21 protein-coding genes and 1 tRNA gene are annotated in these 23,213 nt (G+C 53.3%); 17 read left to right on the plus strand and 5 right to left on the minus strand.

The window, feature by feature from the left end:
- Positions 1-92: 92 nt before the first annotated feature.
- Complete coding sequence (locus tag KBZ13_RS09895) at positions 93-560, plus strand: GNAT family N-acetyltransferase (RefSeq protein WP_409995638.1); 468 nt, start codon at positions 93-95, stop codon at positions 558-560.
- Positions 561-564: 4 nt separating this feature from the next.
- Here the strand turns inward: KBZ13_RS09895 and KBZ13_RS09900 are convergent.
- A tRNA-Gly gene (locus KBZ13_RS09900) sits at positions 565-636 on the minus strand.
- A 272-nt stretch (positions 637-908) separates the two neighbouring features.
- Here KBZ13_RS09900 and KBZ13_RS09905 point away from each other — a divergent pair.
- The 10 genes from KBZ13_RS09905 (at position 909) to KBZ13_RS09950 (ending at position 13,576) form a co-directional block, all read left to right on the plus strand.
- Positions 909-1,868, plus strand: a complete 960-nt coding sequence (locus KBZ13_RS09905; protein WP_255008690.1) for a GDP-mannose 4,6-dehydratase — start codon at positions 909-911, stop codon at positions 1,866-1,868.
- A gap of 291 nt (positions 1,869-2,159) precedes the next feature.
- Positions 2,160-2,903: an ABC transporter permease gene (locus KBZ13_RS09910; protein ID WP_255008691.1), complete on the plus strand. Its 744-nt coding sequence runs from the start codon at positions 2,160-2,162 to the stop codon at positions 2,901-2,903.
- The gene (locus tag KBZ13_RS09915) at positions 2,900-4,123 is read left to right on the plus strand and encodes an ABC transporter ATP-binding protein (RefSeq protein WP_255008693.1); all 1,224 of its coding nucleotides are present in this window, start codon (positions 2,900-2,902) and stop codon (positions 4,121-4,123) included. Before KBZ13_RS09910 ends, KBZ13_RS09915 begins: the two co-directional genes overlap by 4 nt.
- A 55-nt stretch (positions 4,124-4,178) precedes the next feature.
- The gene (locus KBZ13_RS09920; protein ID WP_255008695.1) at positions 4,179-5,396 is read left to right on the plus strand and encodes a class I SAM-dependent methyltransferase; all 1,218 of its coding nucleotides are present in this window, start codon (positions 4,179-4,181) and stop codon (positions 5,394-5,396) included.
- 46 nt (positions 5,397-5,442) lie between these two features.
- On the plus strand, positions 5,443-6,282 hold the full coding sequence (locus tag KBZ13_RS09925; RefSeq protein WP_255008696.1) for a class I SAM-dependent methyltransferase: 840 nt from the start codon (positions 5,443-5,445) through the stop codon (positions 6,280-6,282).
- 56 nt (positions 6,283-6,338) lie between these two features.
- Complete coding sequence (locus KBZ13_RS09930) at positions 6,339-7,277, plus strand: glycosyltransferase family 2 protein (protein ID WP_255008698.1); 939 nt, start codon at positions 6,339-6,341, stop codon at positions 7,275-7,277.
- Positions 7,274-9,508 (plus strand): hypothetical protein, encoded by a 2,235-nt coding sequence (locus KBZ13_RS09935; protein WP_255008700.1) that lies wholly within the window; start codon positions 7,274-7,276, stop codon positions 9,506-9,508. The genes KBZ13_RS09930 and KBZ13_RS09935 overlap by 4 nt, the downstream gene beginning before the upstream one ends.
- Positions 9,509-9,515: 7 nt before the next feature.
- Positions 9,516-11,777, plus strand: a complete 2,262-nt coding sequence (locus KBZ13_RS09940) for a glycosyltransferase (RefSeq protein WP_255008701.1) — start codon at positions 9,516-9,518, stop codon at positions 11,775-11,777.
- Between the two features lie 118 nt (positions 11,778-11,895).
- Entirely contained in the window at positions 11,896-12,588 is a 693-nt protein-coding gene (locus KBZ13_RS09945; RefSeq protein ID WP_255008702.1) for an FkbM family methyltransferase, read from the plus strand.
- Positions 12,589-12,688: 100 nt separating this feature from the next.
- Positions 12,689-13,576 carry an FkbM family methyltransferase gene (locus KBZ13_RS09950; protein WP_255008703.1) on the plus strand — a complete coding sequence of 296 codons (888 nt, stop codon included), beginning with the start codon at positions 12,689-12,691 and terminating at the stop codon, positions 13,574-13,576.
- A 156-nt stretch (positions 13,577-13,732) separates the two neighbouring features.
- Here KBZ13_RS09950 and KBZ13_RS09955 read toward each other — a convergent pair whose 3' ends face one another.
- Together KBZ13_RS09955 and KBZ13_RS09960 are read right to left on the minus strand one after the other, a co-directional pair.
- Positions 13,733-14,692, minus strand: coding sequence for an SGNH hydrolase domain-containing protein (locus KBZ13_RS09955; protein ID WP_255008704.1), 960 nt, complete (start codon positions 14,690-14,692; stop codon positions 13,733-13,735).
- A 281-nt stretch (positions 14,693-14,973) separates the two neighbouring features.
- The gene (locus KBZ13_RS09960; protein WP_255008705.1) at positions 14,974-15,315 is read right to left on the minus strand and encodes a hypothetical protein; all 342 of its coding nucleotides are present in this window, start codon (positions 15,313-15,315) and stop codon (positions 14,974-14,976) included.
- A 191-nt stretch (positions 15,316-15,506) separates the two neighbouring features.
- Between KBZ13_RS09960 and KBZ13_RS09965 the strand changes: the two genes are divergently transcribed.
- The 3 genes from KBZ13_RS09965 (at position 15,507) to istB (ending at position 18,240) form a co-directional block, all read left to right on the plus strand.
- Positions 15,507-15,836: a transposase gene (locus tag KBZ13_RS09965; RefSeq protein ID WP_255008706.1), complete on the plus strand. Its 330-nt coding sequence runs from the start codon at positions 15,507-15,509 to the stop codon at positions 15,834-15,836.
- A 128-nt stretch (positions 15,837-15,964) separates the two neighbouring features.
- Complete coding sequence (istA, locus tag KBZ13_RS09970; protein WP_255008707.1) at positions 15,965-17,380, plus strand: IS21 family transposase; 1,416 nt, start codon at positions 15,965-15,967, stop codon at positions 17,378-17,380.
- Complete coding sequence (istB, locus tag KBZ13_RS09975; protein WP_315859619.1) at positions 17,377-18,240, plus strand: IS21-like element helper ATPase IstB; 864 nt, start codon at positions 17,377-17,379, stop codon at positions 18,238-18,240. The genes istA (KBZ13_RS09970) and istB overlap by 4 nt, the downstream gene beginning before the upstream one ends.
- 65 nt (positions 18,241-18,305) lie before the next feature.
- On the opposite strand, the gene istA (KBZ13_RS09980) is transcribed toward istB, so the two are convergent.
- On the minus strand, positions 18,306-19,151 hold the full coding sequence (gene istA / locus KBZ13_RS09980) for an IS21 family transposase (RefSeq protein WP_255008709.1): 846 nt from the start codon (positions 19,149-19,151) through the stop codon (positions 18,306-18,308).
- Between the two features lie 123 nt (positions 19,152-19,274).
- Between istA (KBZ13_RS09980) and KBZ13_RS09985 the strand changes: the two genes are divergently transcribed.
- Both KBZ13_RS09985 and KBZ13_RS09990 read left to right on the plus strand, forming a co-directional pair.
- Positions 19,275-19,544 carry an IS3 family transposase gene (locus KBZ13_RS09985; protein ID WP_255008711.1) on the plus strand — a complete coding sequence of 90 codons (270 nt, stop codon included), beginning with the start codon at positions 19,275-19,277 and terminating at the stop codon, positions 19,542-19,544.
- A complete protein-coding gene (locus KBZ13_RS09990) occupies positions 19,537-20,103 on the plus strand; it encodes an IS3 family transposase (protein ID WP_255008713.1) in 567 nt (188 codons plus the stop codon). The genes KBZ13_RS09985 and KBZ13_RS09990 overlap by 8 nt, the downstream gene beginning before the upstream one ends.
- Here the strand turns inward: KBZ13_RS09990 and KBZ13_RS09995 are convergent, their stop codons facing one another.
- Positions 20,104-20,520, minus strand: a complete 417-nt coding sequence (locus KBZ13_RS09995; RefSeq protein ID WP_315859622.1) for an acyltransferase — start codon at positions 20,518-20,520, stop codon at positions 20,104-20,106. It lies immediately after the preceding gene.
- A gap of 720 nt (positions 20,521-21,240) precedes the next feature.
- Between KBZ13_RS09995 and KBZ13_RS10000 the strand changes: the two genes are divergently transcribed.
- Positions 21,241-21,939: an HpcH/HpaI aldolase family protein gene (locus KBZ13_RS10000; protein ID WP_255008759.1), complete on the plus strand. Its 699-nt coding sequence runs from the start codon at positions 21,241-21,243 to the stop codon at positions 21,937-21,939.
- The last annotated feature ends 1,274 nt before the right edge of the window (positions 21,940-23,213 follow it).

Raw genomic sequence — 23,213 nt, forward strand, 5'->3', positions numbered from 1 at the left:
TCAGCAAACAGATGGCGACAGATCCGGGATCCTCGAGGATCCTCGAGGCGCCGGAGGCGAGGATTCTGCTGTTCGCCTGATCGGCCAGCCCCGTGAGCTCGCCCAGCCCAACCGTTGAGGCCCCGGGGGGCGAGGCCTACCGGCTGATCAGCCACGGGCCCCTGGCCCTGCGGCTGCGCGCTCATCTGGGGGGCCTCCAGGCCCTGCTGGATGGGCACAGCTTCTGGGCAGCGGGCCGCAGCCGGGGCGATCTGGCGCGGATGCTGGGCCATAGCCAGGCCATTGTGAGCGCTTGGCAGGGCCGTGAACTGGTGGGCTTCGGCCGGGCCACCAGCGACGGGGTGTTCCGGGCCGTGCTTTGGGATGTGGTGGTGGCCAGTGGGCACCAGGGCGAAGGCCTGGGCCGGCGGATCGTCGGGGCGCTGCTGCACAGCCCGGCCGTGGCCAGGGCCGAGCGCGTCTACCTGATGACCACGAACAGCTCAGGCTTCTACAGGCGCCTTGGATTCAGCCCAGAACACGGTCAGGAGCTGCTTTTGCGGGCCCAGACGGGCCGTTGAACGAAGCGGATGAAGAGATTCGAACTCTCGACCCTCTCCTTGGCAAGGAGATGCTCTACCACTGAGCTACATCCGCAGTACGCGGTATCTGAGAGCATAGGAGACAGAGCTGAGTGCAGCTGTGGAGGCCCGGCGCTCGGATACTAGAAAATCATGGACTACGGAGGGCCTGCCTGTCAAACCGGGCAAAGCCATCCATCCAGACTTGACAACGCTATGGGAAAATGCGCGATGAGCAGATGGGACGGGGTCAAGACGTGAGCACAGGGGGAAACCCGTGTAAAGCACCCAAGCAGCCGAAGGCCCGAAAAGCCATACAGGCCCGCTTGACATGCGAAGGCTGAACCAATGACGAGACCCACTGCACTGATCATTGGAGCTACAGGGCAGGACGGCGCATACCTCACGCAACTGCTGTTGACGAAGGGTTATAGGGTCGTCGGCACCAGTCGCGATGCTCAGGCATGCGATCAAAGTCGCCTTCGACGGCTGCAGGTTGACGCAGATGTTGAAATCATCTCACTAGCGCCGAACGACTTTCGAAGTGTCCTTAAGGTTGTTTCATCGATAGCACCAAACGAAATCTACAACCTGGCTGGACAAACCAGCGTGGGCCTATCGTTCGAGCAGCCCGTTGAGTGCATGGAATCAATTGCTGGAGGATGTCTAAATGTTCTGGAAGTAATCCGCTTCTTGAATCTACCAACAAGACTGTTCAACGCAGGAAGCTCGGAATGCTTTGGCGAAGCTGCGGGAAAGCCTGCCGATGAGAGCACAGCCATGCAACCGAGAAGTCCCTATGGGGTCGCCAAGGCAACGGCGTACTGGCAAATTGCTAACTACAGAATTGCCTATGGACTCTGGGCATGCACAGGGATACTGGCCAATCATGAGTCACCCTTGAGACAAAGCAGGTTTGTCACCCAGAAGATCATCCGAGGAGTCCAACTCATCAAGGAGGGCAAACTAGACAGGCTCGAACTTGGCAACCTAGAGATCTGGAGGGATTGGGGCTGGGCGCCTGAGTATGTGCGAGCTATGAATATGATGCTACAAACGAACAAGCCGCAAGACTATCTGATCTCTTCAGGCGAAACATCGTCGTTGAAAGAATTTGTGCAGGTGGCCTTTGAGATGGCTGGACTCAAGGCCGAAGACCATGTTCACACACAAGGATCACTGATGAGGCCCAGCGACCTCAGATACTCCGCGATGAACCCCGCCAGAATCTACAAGGAACTGGGCTGGAGATCTAAGACAAAGCTAAGGGAAATCATCGGCAAGATGTACAACGACATTCTCTTCTGAATTCTCAATGGACAAGCCTTCCAATCCACGAACGACAAACAAAGCAACTCAACGAAGTACAAACTGCCGAAACAGAGGCGCCTTCTGGAGATGCACGCACCCAATCACATTGCTCCAGAAGGAGATATGGCTGCAAACAGTTGGCGAACTGGGCAAGCATGCGTCTGCAGACGTCAAGACGGGGTGGAACACATGAGAGAGAGAAAAATTAATCCCAAGCAAACGATAGTCATTGAACCCAGAAAGAGCATCAGGCTCTTTGACATCGAAGAGTACGTTAAGTATCGGAGCATGCTGAAGCGCATGGTCAAGCGGGAGATACAGACAAAGTTTGATGATATGAAGTTGAGTGTATTATGGAATCTGGTCCGGCCACTATCGGTGACGGCTGTATTTAGCCTATTCAAGCATGCTTCTGGAGCAACAACAGGAGAGACAGCGCCTTACCCCATTTTCATCTATAGCGGACTGATCATCTGGTACTACTTTACAGATGCCACACAGGAGTCGGCAAGCTCCCTTCGCAAGGATGCCGGTATGATCAAAAAGGTCTATTTCCCGAGGCTCATCATCCCTGCTGTGCCTATTGTGTCGAATCTGATCCTGCTGGGCATGGCCTTCCTGCCCTTGCTGATCATGATGATCGCCTACGGGGTCAAGATAAGCTGGACCGTACTGCTTCTGCCCTTGGTGATAGTGCAGTGTGGAGCTCTGTCATTGGGCGTGGGCGTGCTGTTTGCATCCATATCACTTCGCAACAGAGACTTTGAGCAGCTGCTATCCCTGATGCTGTATATAGGTTTGTTCGTTTCATGCGTGTACTTCTCTCCCAACCTCTTTCAAGGCCCCATAGCACTGTTGATTAAAATAAACCCCATGGCCGCAACATTGCAGTCATTTCGTGCATGCCTAGGCAGCACCGGCACGTTTCCCATCCTGTGGTGGCTCTATGCCGTGCTGGTTTCTGTGGGGTCGATTCTGATGGGGCTGGTGGCGTTCAACTCGGTTGAAAAAGAGTTAGCCGACAGACTATGAATAGGAGTTACGCCGTACAATGTGATGAGATCGGGAAGAAGTACCGAATAGGGAACAAGGAGTTCTGGGCATTACGGAATGTCAGCATGGACATCAAGCAAGGTGAGCGCGTTGGCATCGTGGGCAGAAATGGCGCAGGGAAGTCAACCCTTCTGAAGATTCTCTCCAGGCTGGTGTACCCAACAGAGGGCAGGGCCGAAATCACGGGACGGGTGGCCTCGCTTCTGGAAGTGGGGACCGGCTTCAACATGGAGCTCAGTGGTAGGGATAACATTCATCTGAATGCCTCCATTCACGGGATGGAAGGCGATGAGATCCGAAGTATATTTCAACAGGTTGTAGATTTCTCGGGTGTTGGCGAGTTTATTGACACCCCAGTCAAGCATTACTCAAGCGGCATGTACATGCGACTTGCCTTTGCAGTCTCAGCCCACCTGGACCCAGATATACTTATCATGGACGAAGTTCTTGCCGTCGGCGACTTGAGCTTTCAAAAGAAGTGCCTGTCACGGGTTGAAGGATTGGCCGATGGTGGAAGAACAATTGTATTTGTATCGCATAGCATGGGCGATATAGCAAGGTTCTGCGAGAGAGTCATCTGGATTGACCACGGAAAGGTACGATTTGATGGCGGCTCCATAGAAGGAGTCAATCGATACGAAGAAGAGATGAATCCAAAGGTCTCCGTAGCGTTAGAGAATCGTCGTCGAGAAGGAACAGGCAATGCAAGAATCGTGGAAATCAAAAGTTACGGTCCAGTGGCGTCGCAGCCAGAAATCATGCGAACCGGGGAAAGCTGCGATATAAAGCTAAACTACGAGGTGTATGCAGACTATGCGGATGTCTTTGACGTCTTTGCCTGCATCGTCTTTATGAATGAGGTTGGGAAACGTGTCTTTGGAGTACCAAGCGAAGTTCTGCCAGTCAATCTGACAGACCTGGGAAAGGCGGGAGCACTGCGCTGCCATATCGGCCGACTTCCACTTGTCCCTGGCTTCTACAGTCTGACCGTAGCACTGTTGATCAACAATCAGTTGGTAGATAAACTGGAGATGGCGACATCCATTAAGGTATTTGATGGTGATTTCTATGGTACAGGAAGGCTACCACTCAAGACCATGGGTGATATCTGTGTTGATTTCGACTGGATAGTCGAACCACGCAGCCAGGCAAAGGATGAAGATGTTGGCACGAATAAAGAAATGGAGTTGAAGGGATAGAGATGTAGAGGGCCTCATCCATGCTACATTTAAGTCAAGACTAAAAAACATTCAGATGAACATCAGAAAAGAGGAATTAGAGCAGAGAATCAAAGTGCTATCAAGTGCTTTCATCAAAACCGTCCAGAACAATCCAGATCTTTCAGAGGAGTTAGAGCCGCTCCTGACTCTTCTTGGCAAGAAGGATGAAAAGGAACTCGTGCTGGTCTTCGCTCATTGGTTGTCGGGACAGAATCGCAGTGTAACGGAAAGCCTCGCAAGTAAGACGCCGAGCGGGAGCTCAACTGAGCTGGCGATCAGGCTTGAGCAAATGATTGAAGACATGAAGAATGCAAGTCCCGTCGAAGGGGAGATGCAAGCCAGAATTACAGTCCTGTCTGAAATGATTCAGCAGCTCGTGACCGGCGATTACGAGTTTTCAGGAAATATTGAGCTACTTCTGAACCATCTCAAGTCTGATCCCGAAAGGGGTATGATCATCACGCTTGTACGCTGGGTTTCCAATCAAAGCCCAATGACACTTGAGCTGGCCGACAAACGTTCTAGTCAAAACAATACAACTCCATTGGAGCAACATCTGGCGTTGCTGAAAGAAGACTTGGTCGTGGGGAGTGCAATGGCGGGAGGCCAGATCCGTTCAACGTATATGGGTGAGATTTTTGGAGATATGACAAGAATAAAAGTCCCACTAAGCGTCATACACCAGGAAACACAGCATATGAACCACGTTGACATGGCCTATGTGTGTGCAATCCCCAAGCTACGTGAAGCGAAAAGAATCTTTGAGATCGGTACATACCGCGGCCAGACGACATGTGGATTTGCAGATGTATGTGAGGACGCAGAGATTTACACTCTCAACCTGCCACCCGACCAGGATGGTCGCTATGGGGAGTACATAGGATCGTTCATTAAGACAAGTCCGAACAAGCAGAGGATTCACCAAGTCTTCTCTGATTCCAAAGACTTCGACACGACGCCCTATCAGAGAACGATGGATTTTGTCTTCGTTGATGGAGACCACAGCTACGAGTACGTCAAAAACGATACGGAGAAAGCCTTTGAACTCCTGGCCCCAAATGGAGCCATTGCATGGCACGACTTTGCCGGAAAGTCAGAAGGAGTCGTCAAATACCTACGTGAACTAGCCATCGATAAACCACTCATGAGAATAAGAAGTACCTGCCTAGTGCTGTACATTGACAACATGGATGTCGGTACCTATCAGTGGAAACCCCTTCAAGCAAGTCTTGAGGAAAAGGAATATGGCTAGTATCAAGAGACTACTATCAGTAATGAATCCCGTACGAAGAGGCACCATGGTTTCAACCAAAGTTCAAAGCTATCTTGACAATGGTCGTATCCCTTGGTCGCCTGGTTATAAGCAATATAAGCTTGAACAATTAGAAAAGACTCTTTTGAGTGATCAGACTCTTGAGATCTTTCGTACAGGGGGGCAATTACCATCAGGCTATGGCTATGGGGTTGATGAACGCATGGTTGAATACCCCTGGCTGTTCTCGAGAATAAACAGCAATGATGAACGCTTGCTGGATGCAGGGTCTGTGCTCAACTATCCATATCTCCTTGAGAAGACAGTCCTCAAGCATAAGGACATCTTTCTGATGACACTGGAGCCGGAGAGTACAATGACGCGACGAAGTCGCCTCTCCTATGTGTTCTGTGATTTGCGAGATAATCCCTTCCGGAACGAGGCCTTTGATACCGTGGTCAGTCTGAGCACCATTGAGCACATAGGAATGGATAACACCTTGGTCTACTCGGACAAAGTGAGGTACAAAGAACAAGATGCTTGCAGCTACCTGGTCGCAGTCAATGAAATGATCAGAGTTCTGAAGACTTCGGGCAAGCTCTTTCTGTCAGTACCCTTTGGGAAAAAGGAGTTCCATGGATGGCTGCAGCAGTTTGACAGCGAAATGATTGCAGGACTGTGCAGTCACTTGAATGGTGCTTCCTTGATTGAGGCATCCTACTTTCGCTATGACAGCAAAGGGTGGCAATTAGCCGACGCCGAGGGTTGTAAAGACTGCGAGTACTTTGACACCCATGCGAATCAGAGTGTTCAGGATGATCTTGCAGCTGCGGCCAGAGCAGTGGCTTGTCTGGTCTTTCAGAAGAATACAAAGGTAACTGAATGACAGGAGATCATTACGCGGGTTGTACAGACACAAGCGGGCCGCAGTCGATTGCTCCGATGTACGCATCGCCATTGGTATCCATTGTTCTTGGCACGTACAATCGACTCGAGCTGCTAAAGAAGACAATTGATAATGTACGTGCCGAGAGCTGTGGCCTGAACAGGGAAATCATAGTCATTGACGGTGGATCCACTGATGGCTCCATGGAATGGTTAACCAGCCAGACCGACATTGTTACGATCATTCAACACAACCGAAGCCGCGATCCAGGATCACCAATTCCCCGTCGCAGCTGGGGATACTTCATGAACCTAGGCTTCAAGATTACGCAAGGGAAATACGTTCTGATGGTGAGTGATGATTGCATCCTTCTACCGGGATCTCTAAAAAGCGGTATAGATCAATTTGAAAGACTAAATAGAAAGGCTAGGATTGGAGGTATTGCCTTCTACTTCCGAAACTGGCCCGAGGAAGAGCACTACTACGTGCAAAGAACGCTGGGAGGGAAGCTAATGGTGAATCATGGATTGTTTTTACGTAGTGCTCTGGAAGATGTGGACTGGGTTGAAGAAGACTATTATATGTTCTACAAGGCAGATGGAGATCTTTGTCTAAAGATATGGGAGCTAGGATACAAGATACTTGAAGCGGATAGCTCCTACGTTGAGCACTACATGGACAATACTGAACTTGTGAGAGTCCAGAATAACCGCACGCAGAAGGAGGACGCCGAGCGGTACCGCTCAAAGTGGAAGTACCACACTCAGGTGACCAAGATAAAAAAGAATATGGGAAAGGTTTACTGTGAGTTTCAAGATACAAGTCACCAAGCTGAAGGTTATTTTCGCGATTATCACAATCAAACGCTCCGAAGTCGAGTGCAAACAGAAATAACCTGTGATCACGGAAATCAGCCAAGGTCTGTTTGCCAAGACAATCAGTCGATGGAAGCCACTAGAGCTTTGAACCAATCGACCGAGGGCGAGCAGCCATGAAAGATAGAGTTCGCAATCTGCTGAAGAACAGCCCGTTCTCAGCACTGATAAACAATAGAACGGAAACATTGCGTGGAAAGGGACCACCTCGCAATAAAGTCGAGAATGTTGATTATCTGCCAGATTGGGAAAAGATCCTGAGGAGAGAGCGGTCATTCTGGGACGATCGGTTAAAACAGTCCGCTGATGCGCCAAAGATATTGCTGCCTACAACTGTCGGTGGTATGGCAGCACTGAGCTCCATGGAAAGCCTCCTTGCAGTGTCACTCACTCTACGTGGCTTCGAAGTTCATGTGTTGCTCTGTGATGCCGCCTTGCCAGCGTGCCTTCGTGTTGAGTACACAACAATCAAGGATCCCAACGATATCGTCTCGTCTGAATTTCAATCGATCATCTGCAAGACATGCCAGGCCACAGGAGAGTATCTTTTCTCTGCCCTAGGTATTCACGTCCATCGGCTCAGCGAGCTCGTCACCAGTGAGCAACGAGATGGGGCCAAGACAAAGAGTCAAGAAGTTGAGTCCTCAGATATTTCGAGTTTCAAGATTGCAGATATCTCAGTAGGCGAACATGCCTATGCAGGTACATTGCGGTACTTTGCCAGCGGAAATCTCAATGATCAGGAGATGGGCGAAGGTGTTCTTCGACGCTACCTTGAGGCGACCATAGTGACCATGGATGCTGTCAATGAGCTCGCCAGTCGCTACAACTTTCAGGCATCTTGTTTCAATCATGGAATCTACTGCCCTCATGGCATTATCGGAGAAGTGCTTAGATCGAAAGGGGTTAGGGTAAGTACATGGAACATCGCCTATCGCAAAAAGTGCTTTATCTTTAGTCACAACGATACGTATCATCACACATTATTGAATGAGCCAAATTCAAACTGGGATGACATCGTATTTGATAAGCTGGCTCAAAAACAAGTTCAGTCCTACCTAAAGAGTCGGCTGAAAGGCAGTAGGGACTGGATCTGGTTTCACGAGAAACCACAGGAGGACTTCAACGAGATTAACAAGACACTTGGGCTTGACCTTTCCAAGCCAATCATTGGCATGCTGACCAATGTGATGTGGGATGCGCAGCTGCATTACGAAGCAAATGCGTTCCCTGACATGTTGAGTTGGGTCTTCGAAACGATTGAATACTTTGCTGGATGTCCCGAACTGCAGCTTGTGATTCGGATTCACCCTGCAGAAGTCCGAGGCACCCTACCCTCAAGGCAACCCTTACTCACAGAGATAAGGAAACGCTGGCCAACTCTGCCGGATAATATTAAGGTGATTGGACCGGAAAGCCAGATCAGTACCTACGCAGTGATGGATCAATGCGACTCCGTGATCATTTACGGAACCAAGACAGGTGTTGAGCTGACGAGTGTGGGAATTCCGGTGATCGTGGCTGGAGAAGCCTGGATACGTAACAAGAAAGTTACCCGTGATGCCAGCTCTGTGGAAGACTACTTACAGATTCTATCAACACTTCCAAGCGGCAAACGTCTCGATAAGAAGACTCAGATACGGGCTCTAAAATATGCTTTTCACTTCTTTTACAGGAGAATGATTCCTCTGCAATGCATGGGGAAGACTGGTGCATGGCCACCCTATAAACCCGCCATTCGCTCATTGAGGGAATTGCTACCTGGCGTAGACCTCGGCCTTGACATCATCTGTGATGGCATCACGCAAGGATCAGAGTTTATCTATCCAGCTGAATACTATGTCCATCGCCTACAACGGCTTCTGTTAACGTGGCGGCAGAAGTCAGCTAGATTTAATCGTTGGAGTAGACATCCCGAAGAACCCAAGAGCATGTCGACATGGCTGCAGAGCCAAGGAATGCAGAATGTTTTCCTATTGAGTGAACGCTCTCGAAGACGAGCAGAAGATGTAGCCAAGATGATTGGCTCCGAAAAGCCCCGGCATATCAGGCTTGTCCATCCAGACCGTGAAGGAATACTATCAAAAGATATGGAAAGTGGCCCTGCAATGTTGATCGTGGACATTCATGATGATAAGAATGTGTTGGTTGCCAGCCTAGAGAGTCCCACTCTCGAGTACGTGAGTCTCCAGAAAGGAGTTGACATGGATGCAGACAAAGGTAGCCCATGTGAGGGCTTCCACCAAACGCTTGTACAGTGTGGTTTCCAACTCGCAGGAGTGCTTCAACAGTCAATCTCAAGCGACAAGGGACATCCACACATGATTGAGACTATCTACAGACGTATCTAATCAAGGGATGCCAGTTTCAAACAAGACAGCTGTACTTTCCGTCGTCATTGGTTCCTACAACCGATTGTCACTTCTGCACGCCTGCATTCAATCTATTCGCGGATCATCGATTACGACGCGAGTGTATGTTACAGATGCTGGATCACAAGACGGGACCGTTGAATATCTTAAGAGCCTCAACCCAAAAGAGGTCAAGTGCATCTTTCACCCTCAGAAGATTGGACAGGCAAAAGCCTACAATGAGATTTTTAACGAGATTACAACTCCCTACACATGCTGGCTAAGTGATGACAATATTGTTGTCAATGATAGTCTGGCCACCGCCGTCAGCATACTTGAACAGGACACCAGAATTGGAATGGTCGCCCTAAAAGTCCGTGACATGCAAGGGCCGTTCGCCAATGAACCATACATCGGCGGGATATCGAGTTCTGGGATCTTAAATGTAAATCAGGGTCTGCTTCGCACTAACCTTCTCCAAGGGCTAGGAGGTTTCAGTGAAGCCTTCATGGACTATGGCATTGATCCGGACCTTACTGCGAGGATTCTCTTCAGTGGGAATGATATTGTTTATACCCGCGATACAGCACTCCATCACTGGCGAGACTGGGGGACGGATGCGCAACTTGAACGACAACTACAGAAACAGAAAGAGTACCAGACTCTCTATCGGAAAACCTTTGTCCAGAATCAGACAAAACCCAAGAATCGTCGTCTCAAGAGACTGTATCGAAATGTCGGTCGACTGCTCAAGCACGCCCCTGGAATACAGAAAAGTCTTCGACTGAAAAGCCTGTTGAGAGATATCAACAACATATTCTCATGCCACTATATCAGTCCATACGATCCGATCAGCTGTGCAGGAAAAGTATACTACTTGCGGCAGTCATTGCAAAATCAAAAGCGATTGAAGCCATCATCAGTCGAGTTGGAGACATCGGAGGTGCTGGAAAATGCGAAAAAGACTGACGACCCAAGTCACAACAAGTATTTCGCTGAAGATTCAGGCGTCAGGATCGCCATCAATGCTCAGCTTCTCGAAGGAAGCGCAGGGGGAATCGAAACCAATTTGCTACAGCTACTCCGTGCTCTTTCCTTGCGTAACATGCCTGGAGATGCACAGTTTCTGATTGGGCCGGGCGGGGAGTCAGCATGGCTGAATGCGCATACATCAGCTTGTCAGTCGATCATCGCCTGGCAACCAATTCGGTATTCCCATTTTTCCATCCAAGGGTGGCTCATCAAAATTTTTCGTCAGATACAGAGTTGGAAGCGAAGCAGGCTCAATAATGCCCATATGAGCCGCACTGGAATCAAGGGACTTGAGCATGAATTGAAGTCTAATGGAGTGGAGCTCATCCACTTCCCCTACCAAAGATTTTTCCCGACGTCCCTCCCGTTTATATTTGAGCCCTGGGATCTTCAACACATCTATCTGCCTGAACTATTCACCAAGGAGGAGATACTCTTTAGAAACCAACACTATAAAGAAGCTTCTCAAAAAGCCACCGTTGTCGTAACAGCGACAAAAAGTTCAAAATTCGATATTGTGCGTCATTATCAGATTCCTGCGTCCAAAGTCGCCGTCATCTATCGAGGGATTGAATCACAAGACATCAAGCCAATAGAGGAAAAGATTGCAGCAAGTGGCGATGGTGAACAGGTTTCCATGTACGACGAACCCTATGCCATTTATCCAGCCAAGCCGTGGCCTCATAAGAACCATGAGCGCCTCTTCGCTGCCTTAGCCAAACTGAGAAGTGAGTCTGGGCTTCGCATCCCACTCATCTGTACTGGACGAGCCGTTAAGGGCAAGGAAGGATTTCTTGAAGGCTTAGCAGAACAGTATGCCATCAGGGACCAGATTGATTGCACTGGTTATCTGTCAGAGCATGAGATCCAACACTATCTGGCAAACGCAAGGCTACTGCTGTATCCATCCCTCTTTGAAGGGCTTGGTATCCCATTGCTGGAGGCCATGGATCAGGGAGTCCCGATCGCTTGCTCCAACGTCTCCTGCATTCCCGAAGTCGTTGGGAGATCGGCAATCATGTTCAATCCGTACTCAATCGATGACATCGCCGCTAAGATATTAGCTGTTTGGTCAAATGATAGCTTAAGAATGGAATTGGCCATCAGGGGGAAACAACGATCAAAGGACTTCTCGTGGGAGCACGCCGCAAGTTCATTTCATTTGCTGTATCGGTTTATTGCGAGACGCCCACTATCCGAGCATGAGAGAATTGAGCTTCAGCGACTATTCTGCTAGAAGCCAACGGCAGCTCCTGATGTGTCTCACCACCCCAAATCAACAAAAGCGACAACAGACACTTAGGATCCAAGCTGAAGACTAGGCTTACATTTAGTTACTAAACTTTTACGCAAGAATGACCGACAACCAACTTTACCGAAGCTCAGATATTGGGGCGGCGTTCCAGCGCATGAACGCTCGTCAGATTGAAGTGAGAAGCTTGATAAATATTGGAGCCGGGAAGGGAGATGATATCGGCTTCTTCAGAAATCACTGGAGCCAACTGGACGCCTTGTTAATAGATATGGATGAAAGGTTTGTTCCCACATGGAACGAACTCTCACAGAGTTATCCCGGCGTCAAACATATAGTCTGTGGTGCAGGAAGTAAGGACACGGAGGGCTTCTTTCAGAAGAGCAACGATACTGGCGGCGCCCTCGGATCTGGAGACGGCAGCGGCGAGAACACCCACAAAACGCCGGTTCGCAGAATCGACACACTCGTCAAGGAATTCGCAATGCCAGGGCCCTTTTTTCTCAAGTTTGACACCCACGGCGTTGAGCTGGATGTTCTTGAAGGCGCTGCCGAAACCCTAAAGCAAACCAACTTAGTCATGATGGAGTGCTACAACTTCAAATTAAACTTTGTTGACGGGAAGAATCTTACGTTTGACGAAATGTCTCTGCATATGAAGTCAATTGGCTTTCGTTGCATTGACATGTGTGATCTGCTATTTCGGCCAGGCGACATGGCATTATGGCAGTTTCACATGATTTTTATTCGCTCCAGCCATCCGACATGGAATCGTAATAGCTACTCGACAAGGTAAACGCATGATGTGCATGTTGCGCTTGAAGCATGGCATGCGGGTCACGACACGACACCACCTCCCCCTCGGCCTCACACATAACCAAATCATTTAAGTAGTCATGACCCAATCAAGTTTCAAACAATTACTTGACTCTATCCGTCAACTAAAGGTTGAACTTTCGCCCGAAGAAAAACTACAGCTCGCCAACGAGCTTCATGAGATTCAGAAGCTGGACTATACCGATGGGGAATTATTTTTACACGCCGATTCGACTGTGGAACGAGATTTGAGATCTATTTCCTGCAGGAAGGAGCCGATGACTGTTGCATGGCTAAAACGGGAATTAAAACCTGGAGATGTCCTTTACGATATTGGCGCCAATGTCGGCGCGTATTCATTAATAGCATCCCATGCGTCCCAAAGGAAAGCAACAATATACGCTTTTGAGCCAAGTTTTCAGAATTTCAGGCAACTCTGCAGAAACATTATTTTAAACAATTGCGAAAGTAGCATTATTCCGTTTCAAATTCCACTTTGCAAAAAACACTGCCTAGATCGATTCCATTACCAAAACTTGGAATCAGGTGGCGCTCTTCATTCTTTTTCTCGCAACATTGATTACAAGTCTGAAGCCTTTGAGCCAGTTGTTTCATTGGGAATGCTCGGACTTTCACTCAATGACCTTGTAGAGATTCCGGGTGTGTTACTACCAGATTTACTCAAAGTCGATGTCGACGGCTTAGAGTACGATATCCTATTAGGAGCCTCAAATGTTTTGCAGAACAGTCAGCTGAGATCAATCTTGATTGAGCTCAATGAGGACTTACCTGAAGAAACACAAAACATTATCGACTTGCTTTATGCTCAAGGCTTGGTCCCACTAGAAAAACATAAGCTTCATCGCAATCTTCATAATTATATATTTGAACGAGATTCGAGCCGAGCCGAGGAATCTGTGCATGCTTCGGGAGTAAAGTTGGCGTCATCAAGAGAGAAGGGTTGGTAATCAAGTCAGTTTTTTGAAACTTGATATTGGCCCTGATGAAATGGAGTTAAAAGGATAATCTTGCAGTACACTAGAGGAGATGGCTTACATCGTCCTTTATGGCACTATCGCGGAACTAGATGGAGCAAAATTCCGCCCAGCTGCTCGAACCGACCCTTAAGAACCCCGGAGGGCGGTCAGATACCGGCGCAGAATTGGGGCCGCCAAACGGACAGCCTCCACCGAAGGGTGGGAGTATTCATCCCGGTAGAGTACTTCGCCACTAGGTGCGGTGTAGGTGCAAGAATCCTCAGGGCAAAAGACATTGAAGATGTCGATCACCTGGATCTTCCCCTGATGCTTCAGAGTCATCAGTACATCATCGAGATCCTGTCGCATTCGCAGCGTGCTGACCCGGTCAGGAATCCTGCAAGGACTGCCAAAGGGATGAAACCACTGCCTGACGGCGATCACGGGATCACAGTTCGCCTCGCGTGCAAGAGGTATTCCGTGGAGCACGGCCAACCGCACCCCCTTTGAGGCAAGTCTTGCGGAAAGCTTTTCTAGGCCTACCCTTAACTTCTGAAGCCTGTCCCTGGACAGACTAGTGGAATTGCTCGGCTGGAAAAACGGTGAAAGATCATTGATGAGGAAAACCCAGTCGCCTGGCAAGAGGCGCCCGGAAAGCTCCGGGATCACGTGGTTCCAGTACCAGTCATTGGCCTTTCCAAAGCGCCTGAGGCTGGGAATGTTCGGCACGGGCCAGGCCCCGGGAGAGGAGGTGATTGTCACTGCAAAGTCATCCACAAGAACCAGATCGTCGAACGCCTGCGTGAAGGCTACGGAGAAGGAGTTTCCCAGAACAAGCACCCGCTGGCGGGCGGTGGAAAAATTGCCGAGTGTGCACTCTGCAAGGGGAATTTCCTTGCCAGCTTCTGAATCATCCTCGAGATAGCATGGCTTGCCCGCCCAGACGTAACCCCGCTCGTGCAGCCGATCCTTCTGAACCTGAAGACGATAGGGATCCTTAAGCGAGTTCGGCCCTACTGCGACCAGAGAAGGAGTCCGTCCCGCATAGAGTGAGAGAATCTTATTCACCAAGGTAGATAGCAGGCCCGCCGCGAGAAAAGAGGACACGAGGGCAACTCCAATTGAGAGCAGGCGGAAGGCAGATGTATCGCAACGGCGAAACGGCGTTTCGATTTAGCGTAAAGAAGCTACCGCCAGGAGTAACATCACCCCCACCTGGAAAGGCACGGTCCACCAGTGAATGCCAATGGTCCAGCGACTCAGGGAGATCACCCCCCAGTGCCAGAGATAGAGAGAATAGGGAATTAGCCCCAGAAACACTACTTTGGGGTGGGCGAGCAACGTGAAAGCAGCAGTACCTGGTCGCAGACTGGCGATCAGTAGGGCAGTCAACACCACAACGGCGATGGTGCCCCGACCCGGAACGGTGTGGCCATCGCCGACAGGATCAGCAGCAAGAGCAGGAGGGGAGGAACATGCCGCAGCAGTGGGAAGGAACCAGAACGGGAAGGATCCTTCCGCTGCAGAACCAGAAAGAGAAGGCAGCCTGCACCGAGCTCCCAGAAGCGTGCTGGCATCGAGAAGTAGGCCATGGGCTCGTCCAGGCGCTGGAACGCCAGAAAAACCACAAAGGAGGCAAGGGAAAGGACTGCTGTTGCCCAGAAAAGCCTTCGGGCTCCTGCTTCTGTCGTGCGGATGAAACCGCTGAACCAGAGCAGGAAGGGAAACAAGAAACAGAACTTTTCTTCTACCCCAAGGGACCAAGTATGTGTGAAAACATTGAGTTCTGTGGAAGTTGCGAAGTAGTCGGTTGCCTGACCCTGAAGAAAAATATTCGAGAAACCGAAGAGTGAAGTGGGGTTGCCCCAGTTTCTTGGACAGGTCGATAGGAGTCACGCCATGACCCTCAGACTGTCCATCGATGACAAACCTGACCAAGACCAGACGCCGGTTCACGCCTCTGCAGAAGCAGGAGGCCATTGAGTTCTGCCTCAGTGAGGGCCTCAGCTGCACGGCTGTGGCTCAGCGACTTGGCATTCCCATCAGCAGCCTGGCCAAGTGGGTCAGACAGGCCCGCATTGATCGGGGTGATTTCGGACCCAGCGACCAGGGCCAGCTCACCACCGATGAACGTGGCGAACTGACGCGGCTGCGCCAGGAGAACCGTGAGCTCCGGAGGGAGAAGGATTTTTTCAGGCTGGCGGCAGCACACTTTGCAAAGGAGCAGCTGCCGCCGAGAGGTTTCGCCTGATCGAGGCGCTGTGTGAGCGCTTCTCCATTGCCTGGCTCTGCGGCCAGCTGGGAGTTGCCCGCAGCGGCTTCTATGCCTGGCGTCAACGGCAGCAGAACCCCGGCCCAAGGGCCCAAGAGAACGCTGCCATGGCCCCCCTCTGCGAGCCACTGACCAGGGCCAGCGCCATCAGCGCGGTGCTGTCACCTCAGGAGCAGAGCTCCCGGGATGCGGCGTTGGAAACTCCAGAGGATGTCCAGGCGATCCTTGGCCTCACCGCGGCTGGCTGGGGCCGCCGGCGGATCGCCAAAGAACTGGGCTGCTCGCCTGAAACCGTCCGTAAGTACCGCCGTCAAGGAGGCTGGGAGTCCTACGGCACACCCCGGCGGATCGGCGTTCTTGATGGCCAGTACGACTGGCTCAAGGAGCGGTTCCTTGCCCACAACGGCAATGCCGATGTGGTGCGCCAGGAGCTGGCCAGCGAGAAGGGCATCGCCGTGTCACTGCGCACCGTGGAACGGGCGGTGGGGCAGTGGCGGCAGGAGTTGCGGGCTGCAGCGCTGGCGACAGTGCGGTTTGAGACGCCGCCGGGCAAGCAGCTGCAGGCGGATTTCGGTGAGACCTATGCCCGCATCGCTGGTGAACGGGTCAAGGTGCACCTGTGCGTGCTGACCCTGGGCTACTCGCGGCGGCTGGTGGTGCGGGCCTACCGGCATGAGCGCCAGGCCAACTGGTTACTCACCATGGAGGAGGCCTTCCGCCACTGGCGGGGCGTACCGACTGAGGTGTTGTTTGACAACGCCCGCGCCCTGGTCAAGGAGCACGATCCGGGCCGTCAGGTGCTGGTGTTCAACGAGCGGCTCGATGCCTTTGCCCGCTACTGGGGATTCCTTCCCAAAGCCTGCCGGCCCTACCGGGCCAGGACCAAGGGGAAGGACGAGCGCGGCGTCGGTTACGTCAAGAAGAACGCCGTGGCCGGCAGGGAGTTCGCCAGCTGGCAGGCGCTGGAAGCCCATCTCGAGCAGTGGTGCCGGGAGGTGGCCGACGTTCGCATCCACGGAACGACCGGTGAACAGCCGGTGGTGCGTTTCCAGCGGGAGGAGGCCGCTGCCCTGCAGCCGTTGCCCCATAAGCCGTCGTTCCTGGCGGAGCGGGAGCTGGTGCGGGTGGTCCACAACGACGCCTGCGTCGAGGTGGAGGGCAACTGGTACAGCGTCCCCTGGAAGCTGCTCAAACAGCGGGTGAGCGTGCTGCTGCGCGATCAGCAGGTGCTGATCCGCCATGGTGGCCGGGTTGTCGCCCGCCATGAACGAATGGCGGCCAATCGACGTCATCGCTCCGTGCTGCGGGGGCACTGGGATGGCCTGGTGCCAGCGCCGCAGCAGGACTTGGCCGAACGGTCACTGCCCTCAGCCGATGGCGCCAGCTGCGTTGGGTCCGCCTCAGCCACGTCCCCGCCCTGTGGGGGCGGAACGCGGCGGCGGACCGGCGTGATGCGCAGCTCAGAACTGGCGCGCTCCCTGGCGGTCTATGCCGCCGAGGTGGGCGAGGAGGTGGCGGTATGAGCCCAACGAAAACCGGGCAGCCGGATCGTCGCCTGCAGCCGATGGCCACGATGCCGCCGATCCCCGTAGAGGAGCTGGACGACATGCTCAGCCGCCTGCGGCTGACCGCCATTCGCGATCAGCTCGACAACCTGCTCGAGGAAGCGGCCCGCAAGGAGCTGAACTTGCGTGAGGCGTTGACCTGGCTGTGTGCGGCGGAGATCGCCCGCAAGGACCAGCGGCGAATCGCGATGGCGATGAGCATCGCCAAATTCCCGTTCGTGCGGACGATGGAGGGGTTTGAGTACGAGGCCCAGCCCTCGCTCGATCCAGGCCAGATCCGGGAACTCGCCACCTGCCGCTGGGTCGCCAACGGCGACACCCTGCTGCTGCTCGGTCCGCCAGGAGTAGGCAAGACCCACCTGGCCGTCGCCCTGGGCCGTGAGGCAGTGAGCAAGGGCTACACCGTGCAATACGTCTCGGCGATGGAGCTGATCTCCACCCTCGCCCGGGCCCACAACCAGACGGCGCTGGAGGCCCGGCTGAGCCAGTACGGCAAGAGCAAGCTGCTGATCATTGACGAGCTGGGCTACCTGCCGCTGGAGCCCGATGCGGCACACCTGTTCTTTCAGTTGATCTCACGCCGTTACGAGCGCGGCAGCGTCTTGATCACCTCCAACCGCCCCGTCATGGAGTGGGGCGAGGTGTTCGGTGATCAGGTCGTCGCCACCGCGATCCTCGATCGCCTACTGCACCACAGCCATGTGCTGACCGTACGGGGCGACAGCTACCGGCTGCGCGAGAAACGCCGCTCCGGTCTGATCAAGAGCAGCAGTGCCGTGAGCACCATCCCAGCCACCGGGGAGGAAGGGAGCCCATGAGCATCCCGTTCCTCCCGATCCACCCCCTTTCCCAACGACTGATGAGCAAGACCTACCGGCGCCGGCTACGGCGTCAACAAGCCGGCGCTACAGCCCCACAGGGTGGGCCAGTTTTCGTGTCGCCGGAGGACCAATTCCGGATGTCGCTTGACACGCAGCAGCAGCTTCTGCTCCAGCCGCCGTTTCACATGGCCGTGGGGTGCCTCGATGATGCCGTTCTCATGGGCCACACCACGGTTGTTGCGGCTGGGCGAAAGGCCGTAGTGGTTGCAGAGGCCCTGGTAGCGGGGGGTGATGTCGATGGCATAGCTGCCGTCTCGGTTACGGCTGGCGGCAGATAAGCGATCGGTGCGTAGCTCTTTAGGCACACCGCCGCAGGCGGCCAGGGCGTTCTGCAGTCCTTCTGAGAGGGCGACAAAACTCTCGCCACCATGGATCACCTGGCCGTAGGCCCAGCCGCTCCAGGCCAGGCGGTAGTGGAACAGCAGATGCGGAAAGGGCTCACCGCGCAGGGTGATCTCAACCCGCTTGACCTTGGTGAAATCGCAGAAGCCGATCTCTCCAGGCTGATAAGCCAGCGGGAACATCACCTCGGGCGCCGGGCCATGGAGGGCCTTCCAATGCTGGACCCGCCGTTGCAGGGTGCGTTTGAGCAAACTCCAGTCCTGATCTGGCTTTTGCTCCTGCAGGTGCTCCAGCAGCGTGGTGGGCGTGAGGGCCGGATGGCGTTCAAGCAGGGGCACCAGGAAGGGCTCCCACACCTCAGCCAATGGGTCTGGACGCCGCCGACCACGGGGCTTGGCGGCTTTGGGTTGGATGCGGCCGCGATCAATCCGGTGGGGACTGCTCACCGAAATGCCCGCCGCAGCGGCAGCCACCTGCTGGCTGCCGCTGACTCGTCGCTTGGACATGTACAGCGCAATCTGTTGAACGGTGAGGGGAGCAGGCATGGCCCGGTGCCCTGCGCATGGCAACCGGATTCAGCTCAGCCCCTCAAGAGCGGTCAACCTGTTTGGCGCGACCCCTCAACCAGATTGTCGTCGGACACTGCCATCACCACTGAGGTGGCCGCGGTGTTCGAGCAGCACCGCGGCTTCTATGGCGCCCCTCGGATCCATCAGGAACTGAGGGCCACTGGTCGCTTGGTGGGCCGGCACCGCGTCGCCCGGCTCATGCGTCGGGCTGCACTCAAGGCCATAGGCGAAGCCTTCTCCGTAGCCGCAGGCTCTCGAAGAGAAGGAGTAGACCAGGCGCGGTTTCAGGCCATGCCGCAACAGTGGCAGCAAGGCCGCTGGGGTGGCTGAGAACCTGCTGCAGCAGGAATTCACGCCCCCAGAGCCGAACCGCTGTTGGGCAGGTGACATCACCTACATCCGCACCAGCAGCGGTTGGCGTTATCTCGCGGTTTGGATCGATCTGTACAGCCGCCGCGTGGTCGGCTGGGCCATGGCCGCCACCATGGAAGCCACATTGGTGCTGGAGGCCCTCAATCGGGCCCTTGGGCACCGCCAGATCGAACCGGAACAGCTTTTGATCCACACGGACCAGGGCAGCCAGTACCGGGCTACGGCCTACCGGCAGCTGCTGGAGAGCCGCCAGATCAGCTGCAGCATGTCGGCCAAGGGTTGCTGCTGGGACAACGCTGTGGTGGAAAGCTTTTTCTCCACCCTCAAACACGAGCTCGACCTTGATGAGGACGCTGAAGCCCTGCACACGCCCCAGCAGCTGCAGCGTTATCTGGCCTTCTGGATCGACGGTTACTACAGCCGTGAGCGACGTCACTCAACGATCAGCTACCTCAGCCCGATCGACTACGAGCAGCAGTTCATCGCTACCCGTACAGTCATCTCCGCGGGGCCCTGATCACTGTCCACAGAATCGGGGTAACTCCAAAGCAATACCCGTACGCAGGGAGAGATGTGGATCAGGATTAAAGAGGGAGATCAACAGGCTCGTGATCAGCACGAACACAAGCAAGGCAGGGATCAGACGCTTGACACGACGGGAATAGAATCCCAGGAGAAAGTCGCCGAGGTCCTTGCTTGATCTACCGGCCAGGGAGGAAGTGATGACAAAGCCGGAAATCACAAAGAAGATATCGACTCCTAGATATCCCCCCGGGTAGATTGACTTATTGAAGTGATTGATAATGACTGCAACCACGGCAACGGCCCGCAAGCCATCGATCTCAGGGCGATAATGGGCCTTCGCCTGGACAACTTCATCCCGAGAAACAAGCATTTGCAAGGGAGAAGCTTTCATGTTCTCCTCCATCCGCATCGGGGCCAAGGTACAAATTATCTCAGGTCATCACTCTACCATGCATGCTTTGGAAGAATTGGTTACAGGAAAGCTACTCGGGTGGGTTATCCCCTTCCTAGAAGTGCCGCCCTCCGAAACCAACCTGGGCGACAACTATCTTGGATGTGCAGCTTCTCACACGGAAGGATAAGGACTTGATCCCTGATCACCTCATGGTTGGCTACGAAGTTATCGGTATATGGCCCCCTTTGCCTTAGTGCAGGCCCTCAAATGACCTCCAATCAGCTCTCCTTCGCTACGTTAACAGAAACGAATCGTATAGCTTCGCCAAGCTCATAAGTGGTAGGACTACACAACATCCCGCTGCTCATGGTATGTCTAATCACCTGCTTGGCAGTGCGCATCTTGCAGATGATCTGTTCTCCTACGGAGAAGCCAGCGGCATCGGGCATCTGGGGCGAGCGTGTCATGGCAGAGTGACCAGCCACCCTGGCCGACTGAGGAGTCTCTTTCACTCTGGACCGAACTCCAAGGCCCAGGACAGCAAGCCGACTCAACCTGGTCTCCATACGTAAATTCTTTCAGTAATAAATAACGATTCTTGGTGCAGCGGCTGTTGTCCGACGATGATCGACAATAACTTCAGCACGTTTTCTTTTGGTCGGCTCACCGGACTCACTTGCTCGTTTACGGCGCAAACTCAGTTCCGGTGAGCCCGTCTACGGAGCAATCCTGCAATTGGCCTGCCCTACGGTGGCGGCCTTGCTGTCCTCCCAGGGGTTCGACTGGATTTGGATCGATACCGAACATGGTTCAATATCTGTTGAAACGGTTCAGATGATGATCCAGGCCAGCCAGGGTACAGACGCCGTGCCCCTTGTACGACTGGCCGAGAATTTCAGCTGGATGGCCAAGGCCCATCTGGATGCAGGTGCCATGGGGATCATCACGCCCATGATCAATTCCGCAACGGATGCGTGCGATTCAGTTGCCGCCCTGAGATATCCACCTCAGGGGATAAGAGGATTCGGCCCAGCCATGGCACCGACCCGCTGGAGAACGAAAGATGCGAAATCCTACGCGGCAGTCGCCGACCAAGAGATCCTGGCCATTGCGCAGATCGAACACATCACCGCCGTGGACGCCATTGACGAGATCGTGGCTGTCCCTGGCCTTGATCTTGTGTTCGTGGGCATGTATGACCTTTCCGCAAGCCTCGGACTACTAGGCCAAGTAGATCATCCAAGCGTCGTTGCGGCAGCACACCGTGTTCTGGAATCCGCCCAGAGGGCAGGAGTAGCAGCCGGGGTGATCGCACTGGAACCCGAGGCCATTCGGCAACGGCGAGAGGAGGGATTTCAGTTCATTGCCGTGACTACAGATACCGTCCTGCTCAGCGAAGGTGCGTGTGGTCTGCTAAATGAACTGCAACGCTGAGGTTCGATCAGGAGAGAAGTGTGACCTGCTCCGGAGTGGTGGAAGGAAGGAGGTTGTCGATCCCGGCATCAATGCCGTAAGCAGACTCAACCCGAACCCGATCATTGGCATGGGGAGTGGAGGCCTCAATTAGAACGCAGTCGGTGATGGCTTCCTCCTGGTGGACCGATCCAGGCGGAAAACGAAAGCCAGTTCCTGGGCCGACCAACTTCTCAACAAGTTGTCCACTCCCATCGTCGTACCGCAGGAGCATGGTGCCGCTGACAAGATAGGCACTTTCATCCTTAAAATGGTGATACTGGAGGCCTCCGCGAGAGCCCGCATGGACGAAGAGACGCTTAAGCGAATACTTACCTGGAGAGAGTGCAATGAGAGTCTCAGTCCCCCACGATCTCGCTCCCATGTCTCTCGGTGCTGGAAATTCTGGAGTCGGGATGGAGCCTGGCATCCTGGGATTATGAAAGCAGAACATTACCAGCATACCAGTCCCCATTTTCGAGAGTAGAGAACAAAAGACCAAACAGCGGAGAGGAATGGCAACAGGCGGGTTCGGTTGTAACGTGCCCAATGGTGATAAACCGTAACCGTGGGACAATGAACGCAGGGTCCATACGATGCGAGCCTGCGCGTGAGATCAGCGTCCTCGAGATAAAGAAAGAAAGCAGGGTCGAACCAACCAGCACGATGAAGTCGATCTGTACGGCAAAGCATGAAAGCTCCAGAAAGATATGTGGAAGAAACCAGCGAACTGCCATAAGCCACTCCACGCATTTCATACCAGTCGTTGTACCTACCCAAGACCCTGAAGTAGAGCGGCCCTAGAACAGCCCTACCTATCTGGGCAAGCAAGGTGGGATTCCTCTTGCATAGCCGCTGCAAATGATTAGGCGGTCGCACATCGCATATCAAAGGCTGGATCATCGACAGCGAAGGGAACTCCTCCAGTAGACCTATTAGGGTCTGGAGGACTGAAGCATCTGGAAAGACAATGTCAGGATTAAGGATCAGATGAAAAGCACCCAATTCTAGATTTCGGACAAGATTATGTGCCGCTCCAAAGCCAATATTTCTCCCGCCCAAGTGCAGATAGTGGAGTCGAGGATCCGTGGGTAAAATCGACCCTAGACCAAACTCTCTACTATTGTCTACGATATACAGTGGGCCGCTTATCCCGGATGAGAGCAAACCATCAATGCACTCCAACAACCGCTCGCCATAAACACGATCTTCTGCAGCTCGATAAGTGACAATCGTCGAACTGATCGGGAGTAGTC

Source organism: Cyanobium sp. ATX 6F1, from assembly GCF_024346315.1.
Classification (GTDB): Bacteria; Cyanobacteriota; Cyanobacteriia; order PCC-6307; family Cyanobiaceae; genus ATX-6F1.

What these genes read in the sequence shown, in the direction of transcription:
- istA (WP_255008709.1), bottom strand. Translation starts at nt 19,151, where the DNA reads ATGTCCAAGCGACGAGTCAGCGGCAGCCAGCAGGTGGCTGCCGCTGCG.
- KBZ13_RS09965 (WP_255008706.1), top strand. Translation starts at nt 15,507, where the DNA reads ATGACAAACCTGACCAAGACCAGACGCCGGTTCACGCCTCTGCAGAAG.
- istB (WP_315859619.1), top strand. Translation starts at nt 17,377, where the DNA reads ATGAGCCCAACGAAAACCGGGCAGCCGGATCGTCGCCTGCAGCCGATG.
- KBZ13_RS09950 (WP_255008703.1), top strand. Translation starts at nt 12,689, where the DNA reads ATGACCCAATCAAGTTTCAAACAATTACTTGACTCTATCCGTCAACTA.
- istA (WP_255008707.1), top strand. Translation starts at nt 15,965, where the DNA reads ATGGCCCCCCTCTGCGAGCCACTGACCAGGGCCAGCGCCATCAGCGCG.
- KBZ13_RS09935 (WP_255008700.1), top strand. Translation starts at nt 7,274, where the DNA reads ATGAAAGATAGAGTTCGCAATCTGCTGAAGAACAGCCCGTTCTCAGCA.
- KBZ13_RS09940 (WP_255008701.1), top strand. Translation starts at nt 9,516, where the DNA reads ATGCCAGTTTCAAACAAGACAGCTGTACTTTCCGTCGTCATTGGTTCC.
- KBZ13_RS09915 (WP_255008693.1), top strand. Translation starts at nt 2,900, where the DNA reads ATGAATAGGAGTTACGCCGTACAATGTGATGAGATCGGGAAGAAGTAC.
- KBZ13_RS09995 (WP_315859622.1), bottom strand. Translation starts at nt 20,520, where the DNA reads ATGCGGATGGAGGAGAACATGAAAGCTTCTCCCTTGCAAATGCTTGTT.
- KBZ13_RS09945 (WP_255008702.1), top strand. Translation starts at nt 11,896, where the DNA reads ATGACCGACAACCAACTTTACCGAAGCTCAGATATTGGGGCGGCGTTC.
- KBZ13_RS09930 (WP_255008698.1), top strand. Translation starts at nt 6,339, where the DNA reads ATGTACGCATCGCCATTGGTATCCATTGTTCTTGGCACGTACAATCGA.
- KBZ13_RS09920 (WP_255008695.1), top strand. Translation starts at nt 4,179, where the DNA reads ATGAACATCAGAAAAGAGGAATTAGAGCAGAGAATCAAAGTGCTATCA.
- KBZ13_RS09905 (WP_255008690.1), top strand. Translation starts at nt 909, where the DNA reads ATGACGAGACCCACTGCACTGATCATTGGAGCTACAGGGCAGGACGGC.
- KBZ13_RS09925 (WP_255008696.1), top strand. Translation starts at nt 5,443, where the DNA reads ATGGTTTCAACCAAAGTTCAAAGCTATCTTGACAATGGTCGTATCCCT.
- KBZ13_RS09910 (WP_255008691.1), top strand. Translation starts at nt 2,160, where the DNA reads ATGCTGAAGCGCATGGTCAAGCGGGAGATACAGACAAAGTTTGATGAT.